Here is a 21,736-nt window from a genome sequence, read left to right on the forward strand (position 1 = left end):
GCGAACGACCGCCTCGCGCACGCCCCCTCGCAAGTGCCGTCCGCCCCCGCCGTCCTGGTCACTCGCCGCCCGTCCGTGCCGTCCACCCCGTCCGTGCCGTCCACCCCGCCCGTCCCGCCCGTTCCCTGCGGGCCCTGCCCGTCCCGGCCCGCCCGCCCCGTCCGCCCCTCGGACGTGCCGGGCCTCCACCCTGCCGATGGTTGTACTCTGCACGCGGACGGTCGGTGCCTGCCCGCCCGGCGCGGCGCCGCATCCGCACCCCTGCCCGGCACCGACCCCCGGAGGACCGCCCGCCATGAGTACGTCCGACCCGCTGCCCACCGGCCCGCTGCTGCGCACCCGGGACGTCGATGTCGTCCGCGACGGCCGCCACCTGCTGCGCGGGATCACCCTGGCCATCGAGCCCGGTCAGCACTGGGCGCTGCTCGGCCCCAACGGCGCGGGCAAGTCCACCCTGCTCGGCCTGCTCGGTGCGGTCTCCCACCCCACCCGCGGCGAGGTGGACGTGCTCGGCCGCCGGCTCGGCCGGGTCGACATCCGTGAACTCCGTGCCCACCTGGGCCATGTGAACCCGCGTCACCCGCTGCGCTCGCCGCTGACCGTCCGCGAGGTCGTGCTCACCGGTACCGGCAACACCATCGAGCCGGACCTCAACCGCAAGCCCGCCTCCGAGGAGCTCGACCGGGCCGAGCAGCTGATCGCGACCCTCGGCATGACCGCGATGGCCGAGTCCCCCTGGACCACGCTCTCCCAGGGCGAGCGCGGCCGCGCCCTGATCGCCCGCGCGCTGATGCCCAGCCCCCGTCTGCTGCTGCTCGACGAGCCCGCCACCGGACTCGACCTCACCGCCCGCGAGTTGCTGCTGGACAGCCTGGACCTGCTGCGCCACCAGCATCCGGAGCTGGCCAGCGTGCTGGTGACGCACCACCTGGAGGAACTGCCGGAGAGCACCACCCACGCGCTGCTGCTGCGCGAGGGCGAGTGCCTCGCGGCCGGGCCGGTGGACGAGGTGATGACCACCGAGCTGATCAGTGCCTGCTTCGGCCACCCGATCCGGATCAGCCGTCACGAGGGCCGTTGGACCGCCCGCGCCGCCACCCGCCGTACGCCGGAGCGCTGACACCGCACGAGGCGCGAACCGCGCGAACCGCGAACTGCGCGAACCGCGAACCGCACGGGGCGCGAACCGCGCGAACCGCGCGAACCGCGCGAACCGCGAGGGCTGGGAGGGGCGGGAGGAACGCCAGGAGCAGGCGGAACAGAGGAGGCGGACGAGGTCAACCCCGCCGTTCGGCGGGTGGTGGCCGGAATTCGTCGGTGGGCTGACGACACGCCGCTGCCAAGGGCCGTCCCCACCTGCGAGGACGGCGAACGGGGGGCGGTGTAGACGGCAAAATCAGATATCTCTAAGGTATGCCTTAGCTAAGTGGGTGGGGGCACCGGGTGGCTCCGGTTCCCGTATCCACGCTCAGCCCTGCCCTGGTTCACCCTGCCCTCCCGCTGGAGCCTTCATGTCCGCCCGTCGTTCCACCGCAGCCACGCTGCTCACCCTCGCTGTGGCAACCGCCGCTCTGGCCGGTTGCTCGCAGAAGAAGGACGACAAGGCGTCCGCCGACGCCGTGAAGGTGAACGCCACCGACACGGCCTGCGAGGTCTCCAAGACCAGCTTCCCGGCCGGCCACGTCGTGATCGACATCGCCAACAAGGGTTCGAAGACCACCGAGGTCTACGTCTACGGCGACGGCGACAAGATCATCACCGAGCGCGAGAACATCGGCCCCGGCACCAAGGCGACGATCAACGCCGAGATCAAGGCCGGCTCGTACGAGGTCGCCTGCAAGCCCGGCATGGTCGGCGACGGCATCCGCCAGAAGATCACCGTCACCGGTGACGCCTCCGCCCAGGCCGCCCCGGCCGACCCGCGCCTGACCGCCGCCGTCGACGCCTACCGCAAGTACGCGCAGGAGCAGGCCGACGCCACCATCCCGGCCGTCGAGGCCTTCGCCGCCGCGATCAAGGCCGGCGACGTGGAGAAGGCCAAGTCGCTGTACGCGGCCTCGCGCACCGGCTGGGAGCGCACCGAGCCGGTCGCCGAGAGCTTCGGTGACGTCGACCCGAAGACCGACACCCGCGAGGACAAGCTGGAGCCCGGCCAGCAGTGGACCGGCTGGCACAAGCTGGAGAAGTCGCTCTGGGCCGACGCCAAGATCGGTGACGACGAGCAGAAGCTCGCCGACCAGCTGGTCGCCGACCTGAAGGACTGGCAGAAGAAGATCCCCGAGGCCGAGATCACCGCGACCAGCATGGCCAACGGCGCCAAGGAACTGCTGGACGAGGTCGCCACCAACAAGATCACCGGTGAGGAGGACCGTTACAGCCACACGGACCTCGCCGACTTCCAGGCCAACGTCGAGGGCGCGCAGAAGGCCTACGAGCTGCTGAAGCCGGTCGCCTCGGAGAAGGACACCGAGCTGGCCAAGACCCTGGACTCGGAGTTCGCCGCGATCCAGGCGCTGCTCGCCAAGTACAAGCAGGCCGACGGCACCTTCACCTCGTACGACAAGGTGACCGAGGCCGAGCGCAAGACCTTCTCCGACGCGGTGAACTCGCTGGGCGAGCCGCTGTCGAAGCTGGGTGCCGCGGTGGTCGTCAAGTAGTACCCGCCCGGCCGGTCCCGATCGGGGCGGCCCAGCAGAGCACCACACCTCCACCACACCGCCGTGGCGGCCCGATCGGCCGCCACGGCATCCGTGAGTTCAGTACAGAGAAGGGCCCGCCCGCCGATGGACGCCGAGAACGAGCAGCAGACCGGGACTCCGGCCGCCTCCGACGCCGCTGCCACCCCCACCACCGCCTCCGAGTCCGCTGCCGCCACCGCCGGTGCGACCGCCGCCGGCCAGGACGGTGCCGCCCGGGGCCCGGTCAGCCGCCGCGCCGTGATCGGCTGGGCGGGCGCCGGGGTCGCCCTCGGCGCAGCCGGCGTCGGCTCGGTCGCCGCCGCCACCCGGCAGGACGACCCGGCCCCGGCGACCGCCGCCGCCACCGCGGGGGACATCCCGTTCTACGGCGACAACCAGTCCGGCATCTCCACCCCGGTCCAGGACCGGCTGCACTTCGCCGCCTTCGACGTCTCGGCCACGGCCACCCGCGAGTCGCTGGTGAAGATGCTGAAGGAGTGGACGAAGGCCGCCGCCGCGATGACCGGCGGGCGCGAGGTCGGCAGCGGCGCCGCCAGCGGCCTTCCGCAGGCTCCGCCGGACGACACCGGCGAGGCGATGGGCCTGCCCGCCTGCCGGCTCACCCTCACCATCGGCTTCGGCCCGTCCCTGTTCGAGAAGGACGGCGTGGACCGCTTCGGCCTCAAGGCCAAGCGCCCCGAGGCCCTGATCGACCTGCCGAACTTCAAGGGCGACAAGCTCGACCCGCAGCGCAGCGGCGGCGACATCTGCATCCAGGCCTGCGCGGACGACCCGCAGGTCGCCGTGCACGCGATCCGCAACCTGGCCCGGATCGGCATGGGCACGGTCAACATCCGCTGGTCGCAGCTGGGCTTCGGCAAGACCTCCTCCACCACCCCGGACGCGCAGACCCCGCGCAACATGATGGGTTTCAAGGACGGCACCCACAACATCGCCGGCACCGACACGGCCAAGCTCGCCGAGCACGTCTGGGTCGGCCCCGGCGAGGGCCCGGACTGGATGACCGGCGGCTCCTACCTGGTCGCCCGTCGCATCCGGATGCACATCGAGACCTGGGACCGCACCTCGCTCAAGGAGCAGGAGGACGTCTTCGGCCGCACCAAGGGCGAGGGCGCCCCGTACGGGAAGCCGAAGGAGCACGACGCGCCGGACCTCAAGGCGATGCCCGAGGACTCGCACGTGCGCCTCGCCCACCCGGACAGCAACGACGGCCTGATGATCCTGCGCCGCGGTTTCTCCTTCACCGACGGGACGGACGGCCTCGGCCGCCTGGACGCCGGTCTCTTCTTCCTCGCCTACCAGCGCGACAGCCGCAAGGCGTTCGTCCCGCTCCAGCAGCGCCTCGCCTCCAGCGACAAGCTCAACGAGTACATCCAGCACGTCGGCTCCGCCCACTTCGCCTGCCCGGCGGGCGTCCGCAAGCCCGGCGAGTGGTGGGGCCAAGCCCTCTTCGGCTGATCCCCGTCCCGTTCGAACCCCGAGGAGAGTGCCGTGTTCGGCAACTACCTGATCGGCCTGCGCGAGGGCCTCGAAGCCAGCCTCGTCGTCTGCATCCTGATCGCCTATCTGGTCAAGACCGACCGCAAGGACAAGCTCGCGCCGGTCTGGGGCGGCATCACGGCGGCCGTGGTGCTGAGCATGGCGTTCGGCGCCGTCCTCCAGTTCGGCTCGTCGCAGCTGACCTTCGAGGCGCAGGAGGCGCTCGGCGGCACGCTGTCGATCCTCTCGGTCGGCCTGGTCACCTGGATGGTGTTCTGGATGCGCCGCACCGCCCGTCATCTGAAGACCGAGTTGCACGGCAAGCTCGACGCGGCGCTCGCCATGGGCACCGTCGCGCTCGTGGTCACCTCCTTCCTGGCCGTCGGCCGCGAGGGGCTGGAGACGGCGCTGTTCATCTGGTCGGCGGTGCAGGCCACCAACGACGGCTACAACCCGGTCATCGGTGCGGCGCTGGGCCTGCTCACCTCGGTGGTGCTCGGCTGGCTCTTCTACCGCGGCGCACTGAAGATCAACCTGGCCAAGTTCTTCACCTGGACCGGCGCCATGCTCGTCGTCGTCGCCGCCGGTGTGCTGGCGTACGGCGTGCACGACCTGCAGGAGGCCGGTTGGTTCGGCGGCCTGCACGACCTGGCCTTCGACGTCAGCAGCACCATCCCGAAGGACAGCTGGTACGGGACCCTGCTGAAGGGCGTGTTCAACTTCCAGCCGGACCCGACCGTGCTCCAGCTGGCCGTCTGGGCGGCGTACCTGATCCCGACGCTGGCCTTCTTCTTCGGCGTCTTCGGCGGCCGGCCGGCCAAGCCGGTCGCACCGAAGACCGGCTCCGCGAAGTCGGCCGCCTGAGGCCCTGCCGCACCGCTCGTTCCACCGCCCCGCCCGGCCACCGCCCGGCGGGGCGGTGTCGTTCCGGCGGGGCGGCGCCGTCCCAGGTGTCGTCGCAGGTGTCTTCTCAGTGGAAGAAGCCGTACGGGCTGAACAGGAAGGCGACGAAGCCGATCAGGCCGATCGCCGTCGCCACCCACCACCCGGGCGCGTGCTCCTGCCGGAAGTACTCCGCGTCGTGCGACTCGGCGAGGTGCCGCTCGGCCTTGTCCCGGGCTCCGATCGCCGACCACCTGCTGTAGCCGCAGCTGTCGCAGACCACCCGTTCCTGGTTGTGCCGGCGCGAGACGACCCTCACGACGTGCTGGTGCCCGTCCGGGTCCTCGCCCGTGATCCTGATCCGGTCCATCGCGCCCCCTGTCGGTCCCCCGGGCGTCGCCCGGCCGGGCCATCCTCGCACGCACCACCGACGGTCCGGCCGGGGCCGGGCCCCGGGCCCGCCGCAGGGCCCGGCCCCGGCCGTCGTCAGCCGGCGGGCAGCGGGACGGTGATCACGGGGGAGAGCGAGTGGTGGATCAGGCCGTGGGCCACGGACCCGAGATGCCTGCCGGTGAACCCGCCGTCCCCGTGGCGGCCGACCACGACCGCGAGCGCCCGGTCGGCGGCGGCGGAGAGTGTTTCGACGGGGTGCCCGACCAGGACCTCGTGGACGAGCGGCACGTCCGGGAAGTCCGCGGACAGGCCGCCGGTGCTCTCCCGGAGGGACCGGCCGAGCTCCGCCAGGACGGACTCCTCGTCGACGGGGACCAGCAGCGGCGCCTTCCAGACGTGGACGACGTGCAGGGACGCCCCGTGGCGGGCGGCGAGGTCGGCGGCGAAGCCGATGGCGTGGCGGGCGTCGGGGCTGCCGTCGGAGCCGACGACGACCCGGCGTTCCGGCCCGGGCGGCGGGGCCCCCGCCACGCGGACCACGGCGACCGGGCAGTGACTCCGGGCGGACACCGGCACCGCCACGGAGTAGGTGCTCAGCATCTCGTCCCACCGCTTCAGCCCGCGCGAGCCGACCACGACGAGCTCCGCGTCCTCCGACTCTCGGCACAGCGCCGGGGCGGGGTGCTCGCCCACCAGCCGGATGCTCAGCTCCAGGCCGGGGTGGTGGTCGCGGACCAGCGCCGACGCCTCGTCGAGCGCCTCCTCGCCCTGCCGCCGCAGGGCCTTGTGGTGGTCGGACTCCTCCCACCCGCGGAGGTCGACCTCCATGGGGAGCGAGGCGTGGACCATCCGCAGCGGCGCCCCGCGCTGCGCGGCCTCCTGCGCGGCCCAGAGGACGGCGGGGGAGCGGGGGGCCGAGGCGTCAACGCCCAGCACGATCGGGCGACGCCGGCTGCTCGATGCCATGAGGTCCTCCCAACAGGGCCGCCCGGCCCGTCAGTACGCCAACGCAGTCCCGGCCCGTCAGTACGCCAACCCAGTGTAGGTCCGGGGGCTCCGCCGGGCCGCCGGGCCGCCGCCGCAGCGGGGACGCCGCCGGGGCCGCGGCGAGGCCGTGCCGGGGCCGGACGGGTCACCCGGATGCGGGCATGACGCGCACGAGCCGCCCGTCCCCGCCATGGTGGGGATGCCACCGAACGGTGCCGCCGTCGGGCGGCCCGGTCCCGGCCCGGTCCCGGGGCGGTCCGGCAACCCGGCCCGCAGCACCGCGGCGGGCCCGCAACCCGGCCCACCGCACCGCCGGTGACCCCTGAAGACCGTCGCGACCTCCGGAAAGGGCGGGGCATGACCGCAGCGGACCAGCCGGTCAGGCCGACCGGAGCGCAGCGGCGGGTGCTCGCGCCGCTCGCGCTGGCACAGTTCATCTGCAGCTTCGCGGGCTCGAACATGAACGTGATGATCAACGACATCAGCCAGGACCTGGACACCACCGTTCAGGGCGTGCAGGTGGCGATCACCGTGTTCCTGCTGGTCATGGCCGCCCTGATGATTCCGGGTGGCAAGCTGACCGACCGCTGGGGGCGCAAGCGCTGCTTCCTGCTCGGACTGGTGATCTACGGGATCGGTGCGGTGCTGAGCGCCGTCTCGCCGGGGCTCGGGGTGCTGATCCTGGGCAACTCGATCTTCGAGGGTGTCGGCACGGCGCTGCTGATCCCGCCCGTCTACATCCTCACCACGCTGCTCTTCGAGGACCTGACCGCCCGGGCGCGGGCGTTCGGGACCATCATGGCCCTGGGCGGGATCGGCGCCGCGGCGGGGCCCTTGATCGGCGGGCTGATCACCTCGGTGCTCAGCTGGCGGGCGGCGTTCGTCTTCCAGGCCCTGGTGATCGCGGTGATCGTCCTGCTCAGCCGCTCGCTCGTGGACCCTCTGCCGCCCGATCCCACCCGGCCGTTCGACCTCGGCGGAGCAGTGCTGTCTGCGGCCGGCCTGGTGCTGGTCGTCCTGGGCATCCTCGCCGCCGACAACAACCTCTGGCTGACGGCCGGCCTGGTCGTCGGCGGCGCACTGGTGCTGGCCTGGTTCGTGCACCGGATCCGTGCGGAGGAACGGGCCGGGCGGGAACCGCTGCTCTCCACCAGCCTGTTCCGCAGCCGGGTCTCCAACCTCGGCCTGGTCACCCAGAACGCCCAGTGGCTGGTGCTCATGGGGACGTCGTTCACCGTGGCGACGTACCTCCAGGTGGTCCGCGGCTACGACGCCGTCCAGACCGGTGTGATCTTCACGGCGGCCACGCTCGGCCTGCTCGTCTCCTCGCTGGCCGCGGAGCGCCTCGCGCGGCGGTTCCCGCAGCGGACCCTGATCATGGCGGGCTTCGTCCTGACCGTCGTCGGCGTCGGCGTGCTGATCGCCCTGGTCGCCGGCACCCCGGGGGCATGGGCCTTCGCCCCCGGACTGCTGCTGATCGGCCTCGGCCTCGGGGTCATGCTCACCCCGTCGGTCAACGTCGTGCAGTCCGCGTTCCCCGAGGAACGGCAGGGGGAGATCTCCGGGCTGTCCCGCAGCATCTCCAACCTCGGTTCGTCCTTCGGCACGGCCGTCGCCGGGACGATCCTGGTCGCAGGGCTCTCCAGCAACGCCTACGCCGCCGCGATGGCCGTGCTGGCGGGAGCGGCCGTGGTGGGCCTCGTGTCGGCGGCCCTGCTGCCGCGCTCCCCGGCGCCGGGGGCGGGGCTGCCGCCCGCGGGCCGGGGTGACCGCGACCCGTCACCGTTGCGCGCGGTCGGGCTGCTCGTCGAGGGCGCGGGCCGCCGCCACCGGCGCGAGTGGGTGAACGCCTGGGGAAGCTACCGAGTTGCCCGCCCGACGGGCCGGTCTCCTCGGCGAACTCGCCGACGTGGTTCGCGTAGCTGAGCATCCTGTCGAAGGCGTAGCGCGCCTGGTCGGGCCTGCCCGCGCGCGGGCGAGCGCCTCGACGCAGCGGGTCTCCTTGGCCAGGTGCGGTTCGCCGTCCACCCGGTGCCTGATCTGCGGCGGCCCGCCCGAGGCGGTGCCGCCGGCCCGTAGGCGGTCCCGCAGCCACCGGCGGAAGGCGTGCGCCTCGTCGGTGAAGCCGAGGTCGATCAGGGCCCGGACGGAGAGCGAGGCGTCGCGGATCCCGGTGCAGCGGTGGTCCCGGTTCCGCTCGCCGCCGATCTGCTCGGGCAGGCCCCGTGGCGGCTGCGGAGATCGGGCCCCGGACGGCGCGTAGGTGAGCGGCTTGAGGGTGACGGCCGAGCAGTTGACCATGTCGCGCCGGCGGCCCCGGGACGTGGAGGCGCGGAGCCGCACGGGGGTCTCCGGTTCCTCCGCAGCGACCGTCCCAGCCCATGTCCGCCCACCGGTCGGCGCAGCTCGGGCCCGCCCACCGGTCGTCCCAGCGCGGGTCACCGCGGGCCGGCCGGTGCCCTTCCCCGCCCGCCGGTCGGTGCCCTTCCCTGCCTGCCGGACGCTGTGAGCTGACTCTCACTCAAAAGTTCACCTCTAGGGTCTACCCGCGTAAACCCCTGACGCGCCATGCTGGTTACCAGCCCGGGCCGCTCCGCCCGGGGGCTTCCGCCTGCCCTCACACCGACCCTGGAGTCCCCCGCATGCCTGCGATACGCACGCCCCGCCGTGCCCTGGCCGCCGCCACCGGCGCCCTGCTGCTCGCCCTCACCACCCTGCTGGCCGGCGCCGGCACCGCCCAGGCCGCCCTGCCCGCCCCGGTCTCGGCCGCCACCGCCCGTTCGTACCTGGCCTCGATCGCGGTGGCCGCTGAGTCCCACGCCGACACCTACGACCGGACGCTGTTCCCGCACTGGATCACCATCTCCGGCACCTGCAACACCCGCGAGACCGTCCTCAAGCGCGACGGCAGCGGTGTGGTGACCGACTCCAGCTGCGCCTCCGTGAGCGGCAGTTGGACCTCGGTGTACGACAACGTCACCACCACCAGCGCCTCCTCCTTCGACATCGACCACCTGGTGCCGCTCGCCGAGGCCTGGCGCTCCGGCGCCTGGGCCTGGACCACCGACCAGCGCAAGGCCTTCGCCAACGACCTCACCCGCCCGCAGCTGCTCGCCGTCTCCGCGAGCTCCAACCGCACCAAGGGCGACCAGGACCCGGCCAACTGGCTGCCGCAGGCGTCCTACCGCTGTACCTACGCCCGCGCCTGGGTGCAGGTGAAGTACTTCTACGGGCTGAACGTCGACAGCGCCGAGAAGAGCGCGCTGACCTCGATCCTCAACGGCTGCTGACATCCTCGACGGCTGCTGACGAAACGTTTGTCCCGCCCCAGAGCCGGAGCCCCCGGCCGGTACCCGATCCGGCCGGGGGCTCCACCATCGGCGGTGGCGCTCACCCCTGCGCGGCCGCGCACTCCGGGTGTCCCCAACCGCCGCCCACCTTGGTGATCCGGTCCCCCTTGGCGTACGGCCGGGTGCACGGGCAGGTGCCGGGGAAACGCGCGGCCAGCGACGGCGCACCGCCCGAGGACCGGCGCTTCGCTGTGGACGGGGAGGCGGTGCGTCCGCTCCGGGCGGCACCGCTCCGGGAGGGGGTGCTCGGGGCCGGGTCGGGAACGGGGAGGTCGGCCGCGGTCCCGCCGGCGGCCTCCTGGGTCCGGGCGGCGTCACTGGCGGCCTTGTCGGCCAGGGCGTTCAGCGGATCGCCGTCCACCTGGTGGGCGGGCACGTAGACGAACGTGACGTCCCGCCCGTCCAGGAGCCCGTCGATCCGCTGGATCAGCTCCTGGTTGGCCACCGGCTTTCCGGCGGCGGTCTTCCAGCCGTTGCGCTTCCAGCCCTTCAGCCACTTCGTCACCGAATCACGCGTGTACGTGCTGTCCAGCCGGACCTCCAGCGGCACGGCGGGGTCCGTGGCGGCCAGCAGCCGCTCCAGCGCCGTGAGTTCGCCCACGTTGTTGGTGCTGTGCCCCAGCGGGCCGGCCTCCCAGCGCTGCGGTGCCCCGGCGCTGTCCGCCACCACGTAGGCCCAGGCCGCCGGGCCCGGGTTTCCCTTGGCCGCCCCGTCACAGGCGGCGATGATTCGGTCGTTCATACGGCGATCATGCCAGGCCGTCGGCACCTCTGCGGACCACGTCGTGCGGCCGCCCGCCCGGCGGCCACGACCGGACGGGGTCGGCCGGCCCGGACTTCCGCGCCGCCCCGGCCCGGACTCTCGCGCCGCCCCGGTGCAGGCCGCCGCCCGGCCCGGCCTGCGGAGCGGACCAGGCCGACGTGCAGATCACCACCACGATCCCTTTGCGGTTTCCCCATGAACTGCGCACCGCTTGAGGACTTCTCAACACCGTGTGACGTGTGCAATTGTACATGTCACATCCCCACCGCGTACGCGACGGAGCCGCCCCACGCGGCACCGTTGCCGACGGTCCTCGCCCCCCACACTCCGGCCGCGCCCCCCAGCGTGGCCGACGACGGCCCGGAGGCCCCCACGTGAGCTCCGCACGTCTGTTGCGACTACCGCAGCTGGCACGACTCCTGACGCTCGCCCTGACCCTGTTCCTGACGGTCGGTCTGTTCGCCCCGCGCAGCCAGGCCGCGCCCGTCGCGCCCGGCAAGGCGTCCCCCACCCCCGCCACCCTCGCCGCACTGGCGCCGCAGCCCGCCACCGACGCCCCCGGGCACGGCGACGGTGACCGTCAGTCCACCCCGGCCGACCAGCGCGCGCCGCTCCCGCTCGACACCCGGCCGGCCGAGGTCCGGCCGACCACCAAGGCCGTGCCGACCGCCAAGGCCTTCGGCCTCGGTGCGGCGGCGGCCGGGCAGACCTGCAACGTCGGCGACTTCACCGGCCGGACGGGCAGCGACCTGGTCCAGCACATCAAGGCCGCCGACCTCCAGTGCATCAACGGGCTCTTCCAGCTCACCGGCGCCAACGCACGGGGCGCGTTCCGCGAGGAGCAGATGACCACCGTGTCGTACGCCCTGCGCGACGCGGCCGGCTCCTACCCGGGCGACAACTCGACCTCCGTCGAACAGCTGGTGCTCTACCTGCGCGCCGGATACTTCGCGCAGTGGTACCACAAGGACGACGTCGGCCCCTACGGCCCCGCCCTCCAGACCGCGGCCCGTTCCGGGCTGGACGCCTTCTTCGCCGCCGCGCACGTGCGTGACGTCACCGCGGGCAACGCACCCATCCTGGGCGAGGCCGTCACGCTGATCGACAGCGCGCAGGAGAACATCCGCTACCTCCCGGTGGTCAAGCGGCTGCTGGGCGACTACAACAGCGCCACCTGGAACCCCGCCGGCATGGCGTGGTCGGTGAACCCGGTGTTCACCGTGCTGTTCCGCGGCCACCAGGTGCCCGGCTTCGACGCGGCCGTCGAGGCCGACCCGAGCGTGCTGGACACGCTGTCCGGCTTCGCCACCCGCAACAACGACCTGCTCGGCGGCGACTTCGACGTGCTGCCCTACAACGCGACCAAGGAGCTCGGCCGCTTCCTCAAGGACACGGCGCTCCAGCCCAAGGTCCGCCCGCTCGTCAAGGCGCTGGCCGCGAACTCGGCGCCGAACGGCCGCACCGTCCACCAGTGGGCCGCGGTCGCCGAGGCGGTCGGCTACTACGACGCCGGCAACTGCTCGTACTACGGCACCTGCAACAGCGCCGACCAGCTCAAGGCGGGCGTGCTGAAGGTGAACTACACCTGCAGCCCGAGCATCAAGCTGATCGCCCAGGCGCTGGACAACACCCAGCTGGGCACCGCCTGCACCAGCCTGACCGGCCAGGACGCGTTCTTCCACTCGGTGGCCAAGGACAACGGCCCGGTCAAGGACGACGGGAACAACACGATCGAGGTCGTGGTCTTCCACTCCTCGCTCGACTACCAGGTGCTCGCCGCCGCCATCTACGGCATCGACACCAACAACGGCGGCATGTACCTGGAGGGCAACCCGGCCACGGCCGGCAACCAGCCGCGCTTCCTCTGCTACGAGGCCGAGTGGGCCCGCCCGGACTTCCAGATCTGGAACCTCAACCACGAGTACACCCACTACCTCGACGGCCGGTTCGACATGTACGGCGACTTCAACGCCGGCATGAAGACCCCGACCGTCTGGTGGGTCGAGGGCTTCGCCGAGTACGTCTCCTACTCGTACCGCAAGGTCAGCAACGACGCCGCCATCGAGGCCGCCGCCCGCCACACCTACAAGCTGAGCGACCTCTTCGACACCGCCTACGGGGACCAGGACCGCGTCTACCGCTGGGGCTACCTCGCCGTCCGCTACATGCTGGAGCAGCACCGTTCCGACATGGACGCCGTTCTCGCCAAGTACCGGGCGGGGGACTGGGACGGGGCCCGCACCCTGCTCAAGACCACCATCGGCACCCGCTACGACGCCGACTTCGACAGCTGGCTGACCAGGTGCGCGAACGGCGCCTGCGCCGCCGACGGCACCACGCCGCAGCTGCCGGAGTGCACGGCCGCCGACACCCGCCAGCTGGACGCCAACTGCGGTCGCAGCAACGTCGCGGCCACCACGGGCAACTACGCGCACTTCTACCTGCTGGTGCCGGCCGGCACCCGGCAGGTGAAGATCACCACCAGTGGCGGCACCGGTAACGGCGACCTCTACTACAACCCGGGCGGCTGGGCGTACACCAACTCCTATGCCACGCGCTCGGCCGGCCCGGGCAACTCCGAGACCCTGACCGTGACCAACCCGCCCGCCGGCTACGTCTTCTTCAGCCTCTACGCCCAGCAGGGCTTCAGCGGGGTGAGCGTCACGAGTGAATTCTGACCCGACCGGGTGAAACGGACAGGTGACCGCCCCGGGCGGAGGGCTTCGGCGCTCCGCCCGGGGCGGGTCCGTTCCCCGCGGTCGTCCGCCCGCGGCGCCGACCGGACACCCCAGCGCCCGCAAACCCGGCGCCCGCACGCCGGAGCCCCCGGCCGGTAACCGATCCGGCCGGGGGCTCCACCTTCTCCGGGGTGCCTACTCGCTCTTGATCGCGCCCAGGATGTCCATCCGGGCGGCCCGGCGGGCCGGCACGAGGGCGGCCAGCAGGCCGATCACCGCGGCGCCGACCAGGAACCCGAGCACCTGGACCGGCGGGACCACGGTGGTGATGTTCTTGAACGTGCCCGCCATCGTGCGGTTGCCCGCCCAGGCGGTCACGACGCCCAGCAGCACGCCCACCACACCGCCGAACAACGCGATCACCAGCGACTCCAGCCGGACCATCCGGCCGATGCCGCGCCGGTCCAGGCCGATCGCCCGCAGCATGCCGATCTCCCGGCGGCGCTCGAACACCGACATCGCCATGGTGTTGACGACGCCCAGCACCGCGATCACCACGGACATGCCGAGCAGCCCGTACATGATGTTCAGCACGGCGGTCACCATCTGGCGGTTCTCCGCCTTGATGTCCTTCTCGCCCTTGACGGCGATCAGCGGGTTGCCGCCGGTGGCGTCGCGCAGCGCCTGCTTCAGCTTGGGGTCCGCGCCGTTGGCGCCCTTGACCAGGACCTTGTCCAGACCGGAGCCGGCCGAGGCGTGCGCTCCGACCACGGCGTCCGGCGCGAGCAGCCCGGACACCACGGAGCTCGACTCCAGCAGGCCGCCGACGGTCAGCGTGCCGCGCGAGCCGTCCGGGTAGGTGACGGCCAGCGTCGAGCCGACCTTGAGGTTGTTGCGCTCGGCGTAGCCCCGGCTGGAGAGCAGCTGTCCCTGCTTGAGCGCGTCGGCCGAGCCCTCCACGACCTTCAGGGTGGCCAGCCGGTCGATGGTGTTCGCGTCCACGCCGGTGAGCCAGTCGGTGTCGCCGTCGGTGCCGGTCTCGACCTCGACGGTGCGCATCACGCTCATGGCGGTGACACCGGGCGTGCGGGCGATCTGGGTGGCGACCTCGGGGGAGAGCGTGGAGAAGTTCTCCATCGCCACCGTGTAGTCGGCCTTCATGTCGCTCGCGGTGGCCTCGTCCACGGCCTTGTTCACCGAGGCGCCGACGACGGTCAGGGCGGTGATGAGGGTGACGCCGAGGGTGAGCGCCGAGGCGGTCGCCGCGGTGCGGCGCGGGTTGCGGACGGCGTTCTCCCGGGCCAGCTTGCCCGGCGTCCCGAACAGCCGGCGCAGCAGCGGGGCGAACATCGCGATCAGCGGCCGCGAGAGCAGCGGGGTGAGGACGAAGACGCCGATCAGCAGGGCGCCGGCGCCGAGGCCGACGAGCTTGACCTCCTTGGCGGCCGAGCCGGCCAGCAGGCCGCCGATGCCGGCCGCGGCGAACAGCAGGCCGATCGCGTTGCGCACCCGCAGGCTCTTCTGGGTGGCCGGCTGCTCGGCGGAGCTCATCGCGGCCACCGGGGCGATCCGGGAGGCCCGGAGGGCGGGCAGCCAGGCGGCCAGCACGGTCACCACGACGCCGACGCCGACCGTGGCGATCACCGTGGACGGGCCGATCACCAGCGGGCCGTCCGGCAGGTTGGCCTCCAGCGGCCCGTTCAGCAGGGCGCGCAGCCCGGCGGCGATCCCGATGCCGGCGAGCAGCCCGGCCACCGAGGCGGTGAGGCCGATCAGCAGCGCCTCGATCAGCACCGAGAGGGTGACCTGCCGGCGTCCGGCACCGACGGCGCGCAGCAGTGCGAGCTCCTTGGTGCGCTGGGCGACCAGCATGGTGAAGGTGTTGGCGATGATGAAGATGCCGACGAAGAGCGCGATGCCGGCGAAGACCAGCAGCGCGCTGCTCATGCCCTTGGTGCCCGCCTCGATCATGCGGTCCTGCTCGTCGGCGAGTTCGCGGCCGGTACGGGCCTCGATCGAGTCGCCCTGCGGGACGGCCTGCTTGACGGCGGCGAGCAGCGCGGTGTCGTCGCCGCCGGGCTTGGCCTTGACGTCGATCTCGGCGAACCGGCCAGGCGTCAGGTAGAGCTGCTGGGCGGTCGCGGTGTCGAAGGCGGCGAGCGATCCGCCGGAGACGACGCGCGGGTCGTTGGTGCTCACGGTGCCGGTGAGCCTGAGCTCCATCACCGGGCCGTTGACGGCCACCCGGACGGTGTCGCCGACCTTGTAGCCGCCCTTCTCGGCGGTCCTGCGGTCGAGCGCGACCTCCTTGGCGTTCTTCGGGCCCTGGCCCTCGACCAGCGGGTAGCGCGGGTCGGTGCCGTCGGCGCCGGGCACGTAGTTGGTGCCGGTGGTGGAGAAGCCGTTGCCGATCAGCGCGCCCTTCCGGTCGGCGATGCCGGCGAAGCCGCTGACCACGCCGCGCGCCTCGGCGGTGCCCGGCAGGGCGGTGACGGCCTTGCGGGTCTCCTCGGTGAGGGTGGGCCCGGTGGGGCCCTTGCCCCGACGGTCGTAGCCGTTGCTGACGGCGCCGCGGTCGCTGACCGTGACGGCTATGTCGGTGTAGCTCTTGGCGCTCTGGGACCTCAGGGCGCTGCCGAGGGTGTCCGTGAAGACGAGCGTGCCGGCGACGAAGGCGGTGCCGAGCATGACGGAGAGCGCCGTCATCAGCAGTCGGCCCTTGTGGGCCAGCACGTTGCGCAGTGCGGTGCGGTACATGGGGGGTGTCAGTCCTGGGGAGTCCGAGGGGTGGCGGCCGGTTCAGCGGGGCCGGGTCAGCTGGTGCGGCCCTTGGCGTCGAAGCGGCGCATGCGGTCCAGGACGGTGTCGGCGGTGGGGCCGGTGAGTTCGTCGACGATGCGGCCGTCGGCGAGGAAGACGACGCGGTCGGCGTAGGCGGCGGCGACCGGGTCGTGGGTGACCATGACGACGGTCTGGCCGAGTTCGCGTACGGAGTTGCGCAGGAAGGAGAGGATTTCGGCGCCGGAGCGGGAGTCGAGGTTTCCGGTCGGTTCGTCGGCGAAGATGATGTCGGGCTTTCCGGCGAGGGCGCGGGCGCAGGCGACGCGCTGCTGCTGGCCGCCGGAGAGCTGGCTGGGGCGGTGGGAGAGGCGGCCGGAGAGGCCGACGGTCTCGACCACGCGGTCCAGCCAGGCCTTGTCGGCCTTGCGGCCGGCGATGTCCATCGGGAGGGTGATGTTCTCCAGGGCGGTCAGGGTGGGGAGCAGGTTGAAGGCCTGGAAGATGAAGCCGATGTGGTCGCGGCGCAGCTGGGTGAGCTGCTTGTCCTTGAGGCCGACGAGTTCGGTGTCGCCGATGGTGGAGGAGCCGGAGGAGACGGTGTCCAGGCCGGCCATGCAGTGCATGAGGGTGGACTTGCCGGAGCCGGAGGGGCCCATGATGGCGGTGAACTCGCCCTGGGGGAAGGTCACGCTGACGTTGTCGAGGGCGACGACGCGGGTCTCCCCCTCCCCGTAGACCTTGTTCAGGCCGGTGGCGCGGGCGGCCGCCGGGCCGGTGCGGACGGCGGTTGCGGACATCGTCACGGGAGTGCTCCTGTGGGGACGGGGAGGGGTGCGAACGGGCACGGAAGATCGTGTTCCGTTCAATCCTCCCAATCCGTGCGCACCGGAAGTGTCGGCCCGGGGGACGGTGGCCCCCCGCCATCCCGGCGGGACGGCGGGGGGCCTTCTCCTCCTCAGGTATGACACCCGCCCCTGAGGCACGTCCGCGCGGCGGCGGGGCCGCGCTACTCGACCGCGACGCCCCAGCGCACCGCGAGGCCGGCCAGTCCGCCCGCCACCGCCGTCCCGTCCGGAGTGAACTTCCAGCCGCCGCCCTTGCGTTGGAACGCTCCCACCAGCAGGGCGGTGTCCGGTACCCCGCCGGTGGCGGCCTGCCAGCGCTCCGGCCCGGCGGCGCCCGCGCCCCAGGCCGCCGTCAGGGCCAGCCCGTGGACGTAGCCGAGCGGCAGGGCGGGCGGCTCCTCCTCCTCGGTGGAGACCGCGATCACCACCGCGTCCACGTCCGCCGGCAGCCGTTCCGGATCCAGCGTCAGTTCGGCCGCGCGGACCGGCTCGCCGGGGACGGAGCAGGTGGGGTGCAGGCGGACCGCGCCGTCCGGGTCCTGCGGGTTGTTGAAGAAGACGAAGTGCTCGTCGGTCAGCACCTTCCCGCCGGCGCAGAGGAACGCGGAGACGTCCAGCTCCACGGCGTCCCCGCCGGCCGTCCGGCTCTGCCAGGACAGCCGGACGCGGCTCGGGCGGCCGTCGGCCCCGGAGGTGCCGCCGCCGGAGGTGCCGGCCCCGGGGGCGCTGCCGCCGGAGCCGGTCCCGCCGGTCCGGGCGGGGCCGCTGCCGTTGCCGCCCCCGAGGCGTCCGCGCAGGCCCTGCTCGGCCAGCAGCTCGACCAGCTCGGGACCGCTCACCAGCGTGAGCGGCTTGTTGCGGATGTAGTCGTACGAGCCCGGCCCGAACCCGGCCGTCGTCACCAGGATGCCCTTGATCGCGCCGTGGTGGCGCACCGTCGAGTCGAGGTCCCGCACGGCGGTGGGGGAGACCGTCGAACGGTAGCGCTTGGCCTGGATGACGATCCGTCCGCCGGTCACCGGGTCGAGGTCCTCCGCGACCACGTCCACCCCGGCGTCCCCGCTGCGGGCCGTCGTCATCACCCGGAACCCGCGCAGCCGGAACAGCTCGGCGATCAGCTCCTCGAACTCGATCGGGTCCATCTCGAAGAGGTCCGGCTCCTCCTCGCCGCCCTGCCCCGCCACGCTGCCGCCGACCGTCTCCGGCAGCCGGTCCGGCCGCACCTCGTCCAGGCGCTCCGGCCGCGCCGACAGGACGCCGCCGAGCCCCTGGAAGCACTCCACGGCCGCCACCCGGTCCAGCGCCAGCCCGGCGAACTCGGACCGGTCCACCGTCACCGTGGACAGGAACCGCTCCGCCTCACGGCCGGTCGCCGGGTCGATGCCGCGCACGAAGCCGTTCAGCACCACCGACGCCAGCAGCCCGTCGGAGTCCGCCCGGAACAGCTCGGTCACCACGCGCAGTGCGCTCTGCGCCAGCACCTCCCGGTACAGCGCCTTGCGCTCGGTGGCCGGACGGGCCACCTCGGCCTCCCGGTCGTCGGTCTTCACGTACCGCACCCGGGCGCTCGCCGGCACGACGTCGGCGCCCGGCAGCTCCCAGTTCACCACCAGCTGGCGCGTCGACGCCTCCCAGGCCGCGACCAGCCGGTGCGGGAACCCCTCCGGCCAGCCCGCCGAGGCGTACAGCACGGCGGTGAAGTACTCCTGCACCGCCTCCGCCTCGCCGGAGCGCAGCCGGCGCAGCAACTCCTCCGTGCGCGATGCCCGTTCGGTGTCCTGACGGCGGTGCTGGGCCACCCACTCCAGATACTGCCCGTGATACTCGGCCAGGCGCCGCTGCCGGTCCGCCTCCGCCGCCTGCGCCGCGTACCAGTCCTGCTCGAACCGGGCCCGCGCCTGCGCCACGTACTGCTCGTACTGCCGCCAGACCCCCGGGTTGCGCGCCTGCACCGGATCCGGCGGCGGCACCTGGTACTGCGCCTGGTCCGGCATCGGCACCGGCTCCCCGAGCCGGCCCGGCTCGAAGGCCGGCAGCGTCCGCGGCGCCAGCAGCGCCTGCGGGCTGAACGCCGGCCGGCCCAGACCGGCTGCCAGCAGACCCGTCAACTCCTCGACCCGGGAGTCCAGTTCGGCCGTCCGCTGGGACGCCTCCGCCTCCCGGGAGTGCTGGTACGCCCGCAGCGCCTCGCGCTCACCCCTGGCCGCCGCCCGCTGCGCCTCGCGCGCCTCGCGCTCGCGCCGGCGCTGCTCGGCCGCCTGGGCACGCCACTGGGCCTCCTCCCGGCGCTGCTGCTGCCGCTGCGCCTCCGCCCAGACCGCCAGCACCCCGTCGTTCCGCCGCCCCGCCACCGTCCACCCCTTCGCTCCGCGCCCGAGCGGCACCGCGCGCCGCCTCCCGGCCGCGCCGCCGCCGCGCCCGCCACAATAGAACGTGGACGGGCGGACCGGCCAAGCGCCCATGACCTGCGGGGGCTGCGGGTGCGGGTCGCGGCCGGTCCGGGCCGGCCCGGCGTCAGCCGGCCACCCGGATCACCGTCTTCCCGACCGTGCCGCGGTCCAGGAAGTGACCGTACGCCTTCGGCACCTCGTCGAAGCCGAACTCCCGCCCGACGACCGGCCGCAGCCCGTGCACGTCGACCGCCCGGATCACCGCCTCCAGGTCGGAGCGGCTGCCGACGAACTCGCGCCGGATGGTCGCCAGCGAGCCCGCATACGCCTCGTCGGTGATCCGCAGCGCGGCAGGCCGGTCACCGACCACCCAGAGCAGCACGATCTGCCCGTACAGCGCGGCGGCGCGGACGGACTGCTCGATGGTGGCCGGCCCGTGGGTCTCGACCACCACGTCGGCGCCCGCGCCCCCGGTCAGCCGGCGCACCTCGCCGGACCACTCGGGCGTCCGCCGGCGGTCGATCACGTGGTCCGCGCCGACTTCGGCGAGCCGCTCCGCCCCCGCGTCGCTGCCGCTGACGGCGATCACCCGGCAGCCGTGCACCTTGGCGAACTGCGCGGCGAACAGCGAGACGTCGCCGCTGCCCAGGGTCAGGACGGTCTGGCCGGCCAGGAGCGGCCCGCCGCCGGTCAGCGCCCGCCAGGCGGCCACCCCGGCGCAGGTCAGCGAGGCCGCCTCGGCCCAGCCCAGTCCGGCGGGCACGGCCGCCAGCGCCTGCTCGTCCAGGACGGCGTACTCGGTGAGCAGGCCGTCGACGGTGCAGCCGAGCTGGTCGGCGAGGTCGGGGCGCAGCCGGCCGTCGGTCCAGCGGGGGAAGTAGCTGCCGGTGACGTGGTCGCCCGTGCGGAACCTGGTCACCGCCGCCCCCGTCGCCACCACCTCGCCCGCGCCGTCGCTGAGCGCCACCACCCCCGGCCGGGCGGGCAGCGGGTAGCGGCCGGAGAGGATCAGCGCGTCCCGGCGGTTGAGCGACGCGGCGTGCACCTTCACCAGGACCTCGGTCGCTCCGGGGGTGGGAGGCTCGCCGTGGTGGAGGACGAGACCGTCGGGGTGGCCGGGCTTGTCGAGACGGTACGAGCGCATGGGGGAGTCCTTCCCGGTGGCGGTTGCTTGCTTCGCACCGATCCTCGACGGGTTCGGGCGGCGCGCCAATTCCCGCCGGGGAATGAGGGAGTGAGCCACGGGGGCCGGTCCGATCCCGTCCGCCTGCCCGCCTGCCCGCCTGCCCGCCTGCCCGCCTGCCCGCCTGCCCGCCTGCCCGACCGGCGCCGCCGCCGGTCGGGAACCACCGGACCCGCCCTACGCGTCCCGGGCCTCCGCGTACCAGCGCCAGTCGGTCCGGCGCGGGCGGCCGGGGAGGTCGGCGCGGCCGGTGGCCCAGAGCAGGGTCGGCCACGGGCCGGCGTCCGCGTCGAGCGGGACGTCGGGGAAGAGCCGGGCGAGCGTCCGGTGGCAGACGTCGGCCGGGGGCTCCCACGGCAGGCCGAGACCCAGGGCGACGTCGTGCACGTGGACCAGCGTCTCCACGAGGCTCATCGCGGTGAACCCGGCCGGGTCGGCGACGCCCCACGGGTGGAACGCGCGCGTCCCGGGCGCCGCGGTGCGGGCCATCGCGACCATCAGCGCGCCGCTCGCCTCCAGCACCTGGACCAGCCCCGCCGGGCCGGCCTCGCGCTGCGCGTAGACGAAGCTGTTGGGCCCGCCGGGGAAGCGACGGACGGACACGAAGGGGACGTAGCGGTCGAGCGGCGGGGCGTCCGGGCCGAGCTGGGCCGCGTAGGCGAGCAGATCGTCCGCCAGGTGCTCGACGGTGGTCCAGCAGTCCCAGTCGACGGCCCCGGCCGCCCGGGACCAGTCGGCGTCCGCCGGTGCGTCGCGCAGGGTGGCGGCGGCGAGCCGCAGGACGAGCGCGAGGTCGTCGGGCGAGACCGGGCCGGGGGAACGCCGGGCCCCGGGCGCCTCGGGAGCCTCGGCGACGGGAGGGGCGGCGACGGGAGGGGCGGCGACGGGAGGGGCGGAGAGCTGCGGCTCGGGGGCTTCGTCGATCATGGCGCGACCGTACCAGCGGCGCCCGGGCGAGACCCCGGATCGGTCGGAGGGCCTTGTTCAAGGCCCTCCGGACCGGCTGCCCGGGCCCGGTTGTCAGAGGCGGCGGGTAGCCTCGCTGCTTCGGACGGGAGTATGCGCGGGCCAGGAGCGGGGGCGCGCGGGAAGGGAACGGCGTGAACGCACCGCAGCGGACGGGTGGCGGGTGGATCTCCACCGGCCTTCAGTGGCAGGACGGCCGGCCGGTGCTGAGCGCGGTCAACGGGCGCCGGGTGCACGAGCGGGCGGTCGTGCCGGGGGCGTCCGTCGGCTGGCTGCTGGCCGGGCCGCGGCGGTGCACGGGTGCCTGGCTGGCCGGGGCCACCGAGCGCACGCCCTGCCC

At 73.5% G+C, this 21,736-nt stretch carries 15 protein-coding genes and 2 pseudogenes; 8 read left to right on the forward strand and 9 right to left on the reverse strand.

Features of this window, described 5'->3' with window-relative positions; translation table 11 throughout:
- Nucleotides 1–295: 295 nt before the first annotated feature.
- From C2142_RS35205 to efeU, 4 genes are all read left to right on the forward strand, one after another.
- The gene (locus C2142_RS35205) at nt 296–1,120 is read left to right on the forward strand and encodes an ATP-binding cassette domain-containing protein (RefSeq protein WP_148646907.1); all 825 of its coding nucleotides are present in this window, start codon (nt 296–298) and stop codon (nt 1,118–1,120) included.
- Nucleotides 1,121–1,511: 391 nt separating this feature from the next.
- Nucleotides 1,512–2,657: an iron uptake system protein EfeO gene (gene efeO, locus C2142_RS35210; protein WP_148646908.1), complete on the forward strand. Its 1,146-nt coding sequence runs from the start codon at nt 1,512–1,514 to the stop codon at nt 2,655–2,657.
- A 126-nt stretch (nt 2,658–2,783) separates the two neighbouring features.
- A complete protein-coding gene (gene efeB, locus C2142_RS35215) occupies nt 2,784–4,157 on the forward strand; it encodes an iron uptake transporter deferrochelatase/peroxidase subunit (RefSeq protein ID WP_148646909.1) in 1,374 nt (457 codons plus the stop codon).
- A gap of 33 nt (nt 4,158–4,190) precedes the next feature.
- Nucleotides 4,191–5,042, forward strand: coding sequence for an iron uptake transporter permease EfeU (efeU, locus tag C2142_RS35220; RefSeq protein ID WP_148646910.1), 852 nt, complete (start codon nt 4,191–4,193; stop codon nt 5,040–5,042).
- Nucleotides 5,043–5,148: 106 nt separating this feature from the next.
- Here the strand turns inward: efeU and C2142_RS35225 are convergent, their stop codons facing one another.
- On the reverse strand, nt 5,149–5,430 hold the full coding sequence (locus C2142_RS35225) for a hypothetical protein (protein WP_148646911.1): 282 nt from the start codon (nt 5,428–5,430) through the stop codon (nt 5,149–5,151).
- Nucleotides 5,431–5,546: 116 nt separating this feature from the next.
- Entirely contained in the window at nt 5,547–6,419 is an 873-nt protein-coding gene (locus tag C2142_RS35230) for a universal stress protein (RefSeq protein ID WP_148646912.1), read from the reverse strand.
- Nucleotides 6,420–6,797: 378 nt separating this feature from the next.
- Between C2142_RS35230 and C2142_RS35235 the strand changes: the two genes are divergently transcribed.
- Entirely contained in the window at nt 6,798–8,366 is a 1,569-nt protein-coding gene (locus tag C2142_RS35235; protein WP_148646913.1) for an MFS transporter, read from the forward strand.
- A 159-nt stretch (nt 8,367–8,525) separates the two neighbouring features.
- Here the strand turns inward: C2142_RS35235 and C2142_RS40920 are convergent.
- Nucleotides 8,526–8,882, reverse strand: a pseudogene (locus C2142_RS40920) (glycoside hydrolase family 15 protein); the annotation flags it as partial.
- 200 nt (nt 8,883–9,082) lie between these two features.
- Between C2142_RS40920 and C2142_RS35240 the strand changes: the two are divergent.
- Complete coding sequence (locus C2142_RS35240) at nt 9,083–9,730, forward strand: HNH endonuclease family protein (RefSeq protein ID WP_148646914.1); 648 nt, start codon at nt 9,083–9,085, stop codon at nt 9,728–9,730.
- Nucleotides 9,731–9,830: 100 nt separating this feature from the next.
- On the opposite strand, the gene C2142_RS35245 is transcribed toward C2142_RS35240, so the two are convergent.
- Nucleotides 9,831–10,532 carry a ribonuclease H gene (locus C2142_RS35245; protein ID WP_148646915.1) on the reverse strand — a complete coding sequence of 234 codons (702 nt, stop codon included), beginning with the start codon at nt 10,530–10,532 and terminating at the stop codon, nt 9,831–9,833.
- A gap of 395 nt (nt 10,533–10,927) precedes the next feature.
- Between C2142_RS35245 and C2142_RS35250 the strand changes: the two genes are divergently transcribed.
- Nucleotides 10,928–13,231, forward strand: a complete 2,304-nt coding sequence (locus C2142_RS35250) for a collagenase (protein ID WP_241002975.1) — start codon at nt 10,928–10,930, stop codon at nt 13,229–13,231.
- Nucleotides 13,232–13,426: 195 nt separating this feature from the next.
- Here the strand turns inward: C2142_RS35250 and C2142_RS35255 are convergent, their stop codons facing one another.
- The 5 genes from C2142_RS35255 to C2142_RS35275 all read right to left on the reverse strand — a co-directional run bounded on the left by C2142_RS35255 (nt 13,427) and on the right by C2142_RS35275 (nt 21,357).
- Nucleotides 13,427–15,988, reverse strand: a complete 2,562-nt coding sequence (locus C2142_RS35255; RefSeq protein ID WP_148646917.1) for an ABC transporter permease — start codon at nt 15,986–15,988, stop codon at nt 13,427–13,429.
- 56 nt (nt 15,989–16,044) lie between these two features.
- The gene (locus C2142_RS35260; RefSeq protein WP_148646918.1) at nt 16,045–16,815 is read right to left on the reverse strand and encodes an ABC transporter ATP-binding protein; all 771 of its coding nucleotides are present in this window, start codon (nt 16,813–16,815) and stop codon (nt 16,045–16,047) included.
- Between the two features lie 203 nt (nt 16,816–17,018).
- On the reverse strand, nt 17,019–19,208 hold the full coding sequence (locus C2142_RS35265; RefSeq protein ID WP_241002976.1) for a restriction endonuclease: 2,190 nt from the start codon (nt 19,206–19,208) through the stop codon (nt 17,019–17,021).
- Nucleotides 19,209–19,371: 163 nt separating this feature from the next.
- Nucleotides 19,372–20,391: an NAD(P)-dependent alcohol dehydrogenase gene (locus C2142_RS35270; protein WP_148646920.1), complete on the reverse strand. Its 1,020-nt coding sequence runs from the start codon at nt 20,389–20,391 to the stop codon at nt 19,372–19,374.
- Between the two features lie 216 nt (nt 20,392–20,607).
- Complete coding sequence (locus C2142_RS35275) at nt 20,608–21,357, reverse strand: hypothetical protein (protein WP_241002977.1); 750 nt, start codon at nt 21,355–21,357, stop codon at nt 20,608–20,610.
- Nucleotides 21,358–21,530: 173 nt separating this feature from the next.
- Here C2142_RS35275 and C2142_RS35280 point away from each other — a divergent pair.
- Nucleotides 21,531–21,736, forward strand: a pseudogene (locus C2142_RS35280) (hypothetical protein); the annotation flags it as partial.

The organism is Streptomyces sp. CB01881 (assembly GCF_002953255.1).
In the GTDB taxonomy this organism is placed as follows: Bacteria; Actinomycetota; Actinomycetes; order Streptomycetales; family Streptomycetaceae; genus Kitasatospora.

Bases quoted from the DNA above. Each gene is read 5' to 3' on its own strand.
- C2142_RS35205 (WP_148646907.1), top strand. From the start codon at position 296: ATGAGTACGTCCGACCCGCTGCCCACCGGCCCGCTGCTGCGCACCCGG.
- efeO (WP_148646908.1), top strand. From the start codon at position 1,512: ATGTCCGCCCGTCGTTCCACCGCAGCCACGCTGCTCACCCTCGCTGTG.
- efeB (WP_148646909.1), top strand. From the start codon at position 2,784: ATGGACGCCGAGAACGAGCAGCAGACCGGGACTCCGGCCGCCTCCGAC.
- C2142_RS35225 (WP_148646911.1), bottom strand. From the start codon at position 5,430: ATGGACCGGATCAGGATCACGGGCGAGGACCCGGACGGGCACCAGCAC.
- C2142_RS35230 (WP_148646912.1), bottom strand. From the start codon at position 6,419: ATGGCATCGAGCAGCCGGCGTCGCCCGATCGTGCTGGGCGTTGACGCC.
- C2142_RS35235 (WP_148646913.1), top strand. From the start codon at position 6,798: ATGACCGCAGCGGACCAGCCGGTCAGGCCGACCGGAGCGCAGCGGCGG.
- C2142_RS35240 (WP_148646914.1), top strand. From the start codon at position 9,083: ATGCCTGCGATACGCACGCCCCGCCGTGCCCTGGCCGCCGCCACCGGC.
- C2142_RS35245 (WP_148646915.1), bottom strand. From the start codon at position 10,532: ATGAACGACCGAATCATCGCCGCCTGTGACGGGGCGGCCAAGGGAAAC.
- C2142_RS35255 (WP_148646917.1), bottom strand. From the start codon at position 15,988: ATGTACCGCACCGCACTGCGCAACGTGCTGGCCCACAAGGGCCGACTG.
- C2142_RS35270 (WP_148646920.1), bottom strand. From the start codon at position 20,391: ATGCGCTCGTACCGTCTCGACAAGCCCGGCCACCCCGACGGTCTCGTC.
- C2142_RS35275 (WP_241002977.1), bottom strand. From the start codon at position 21,357: ATGATCGACGAAGCCCCCGAGCCGCAGCTCTCCGCCCCTCCCGTCGCC.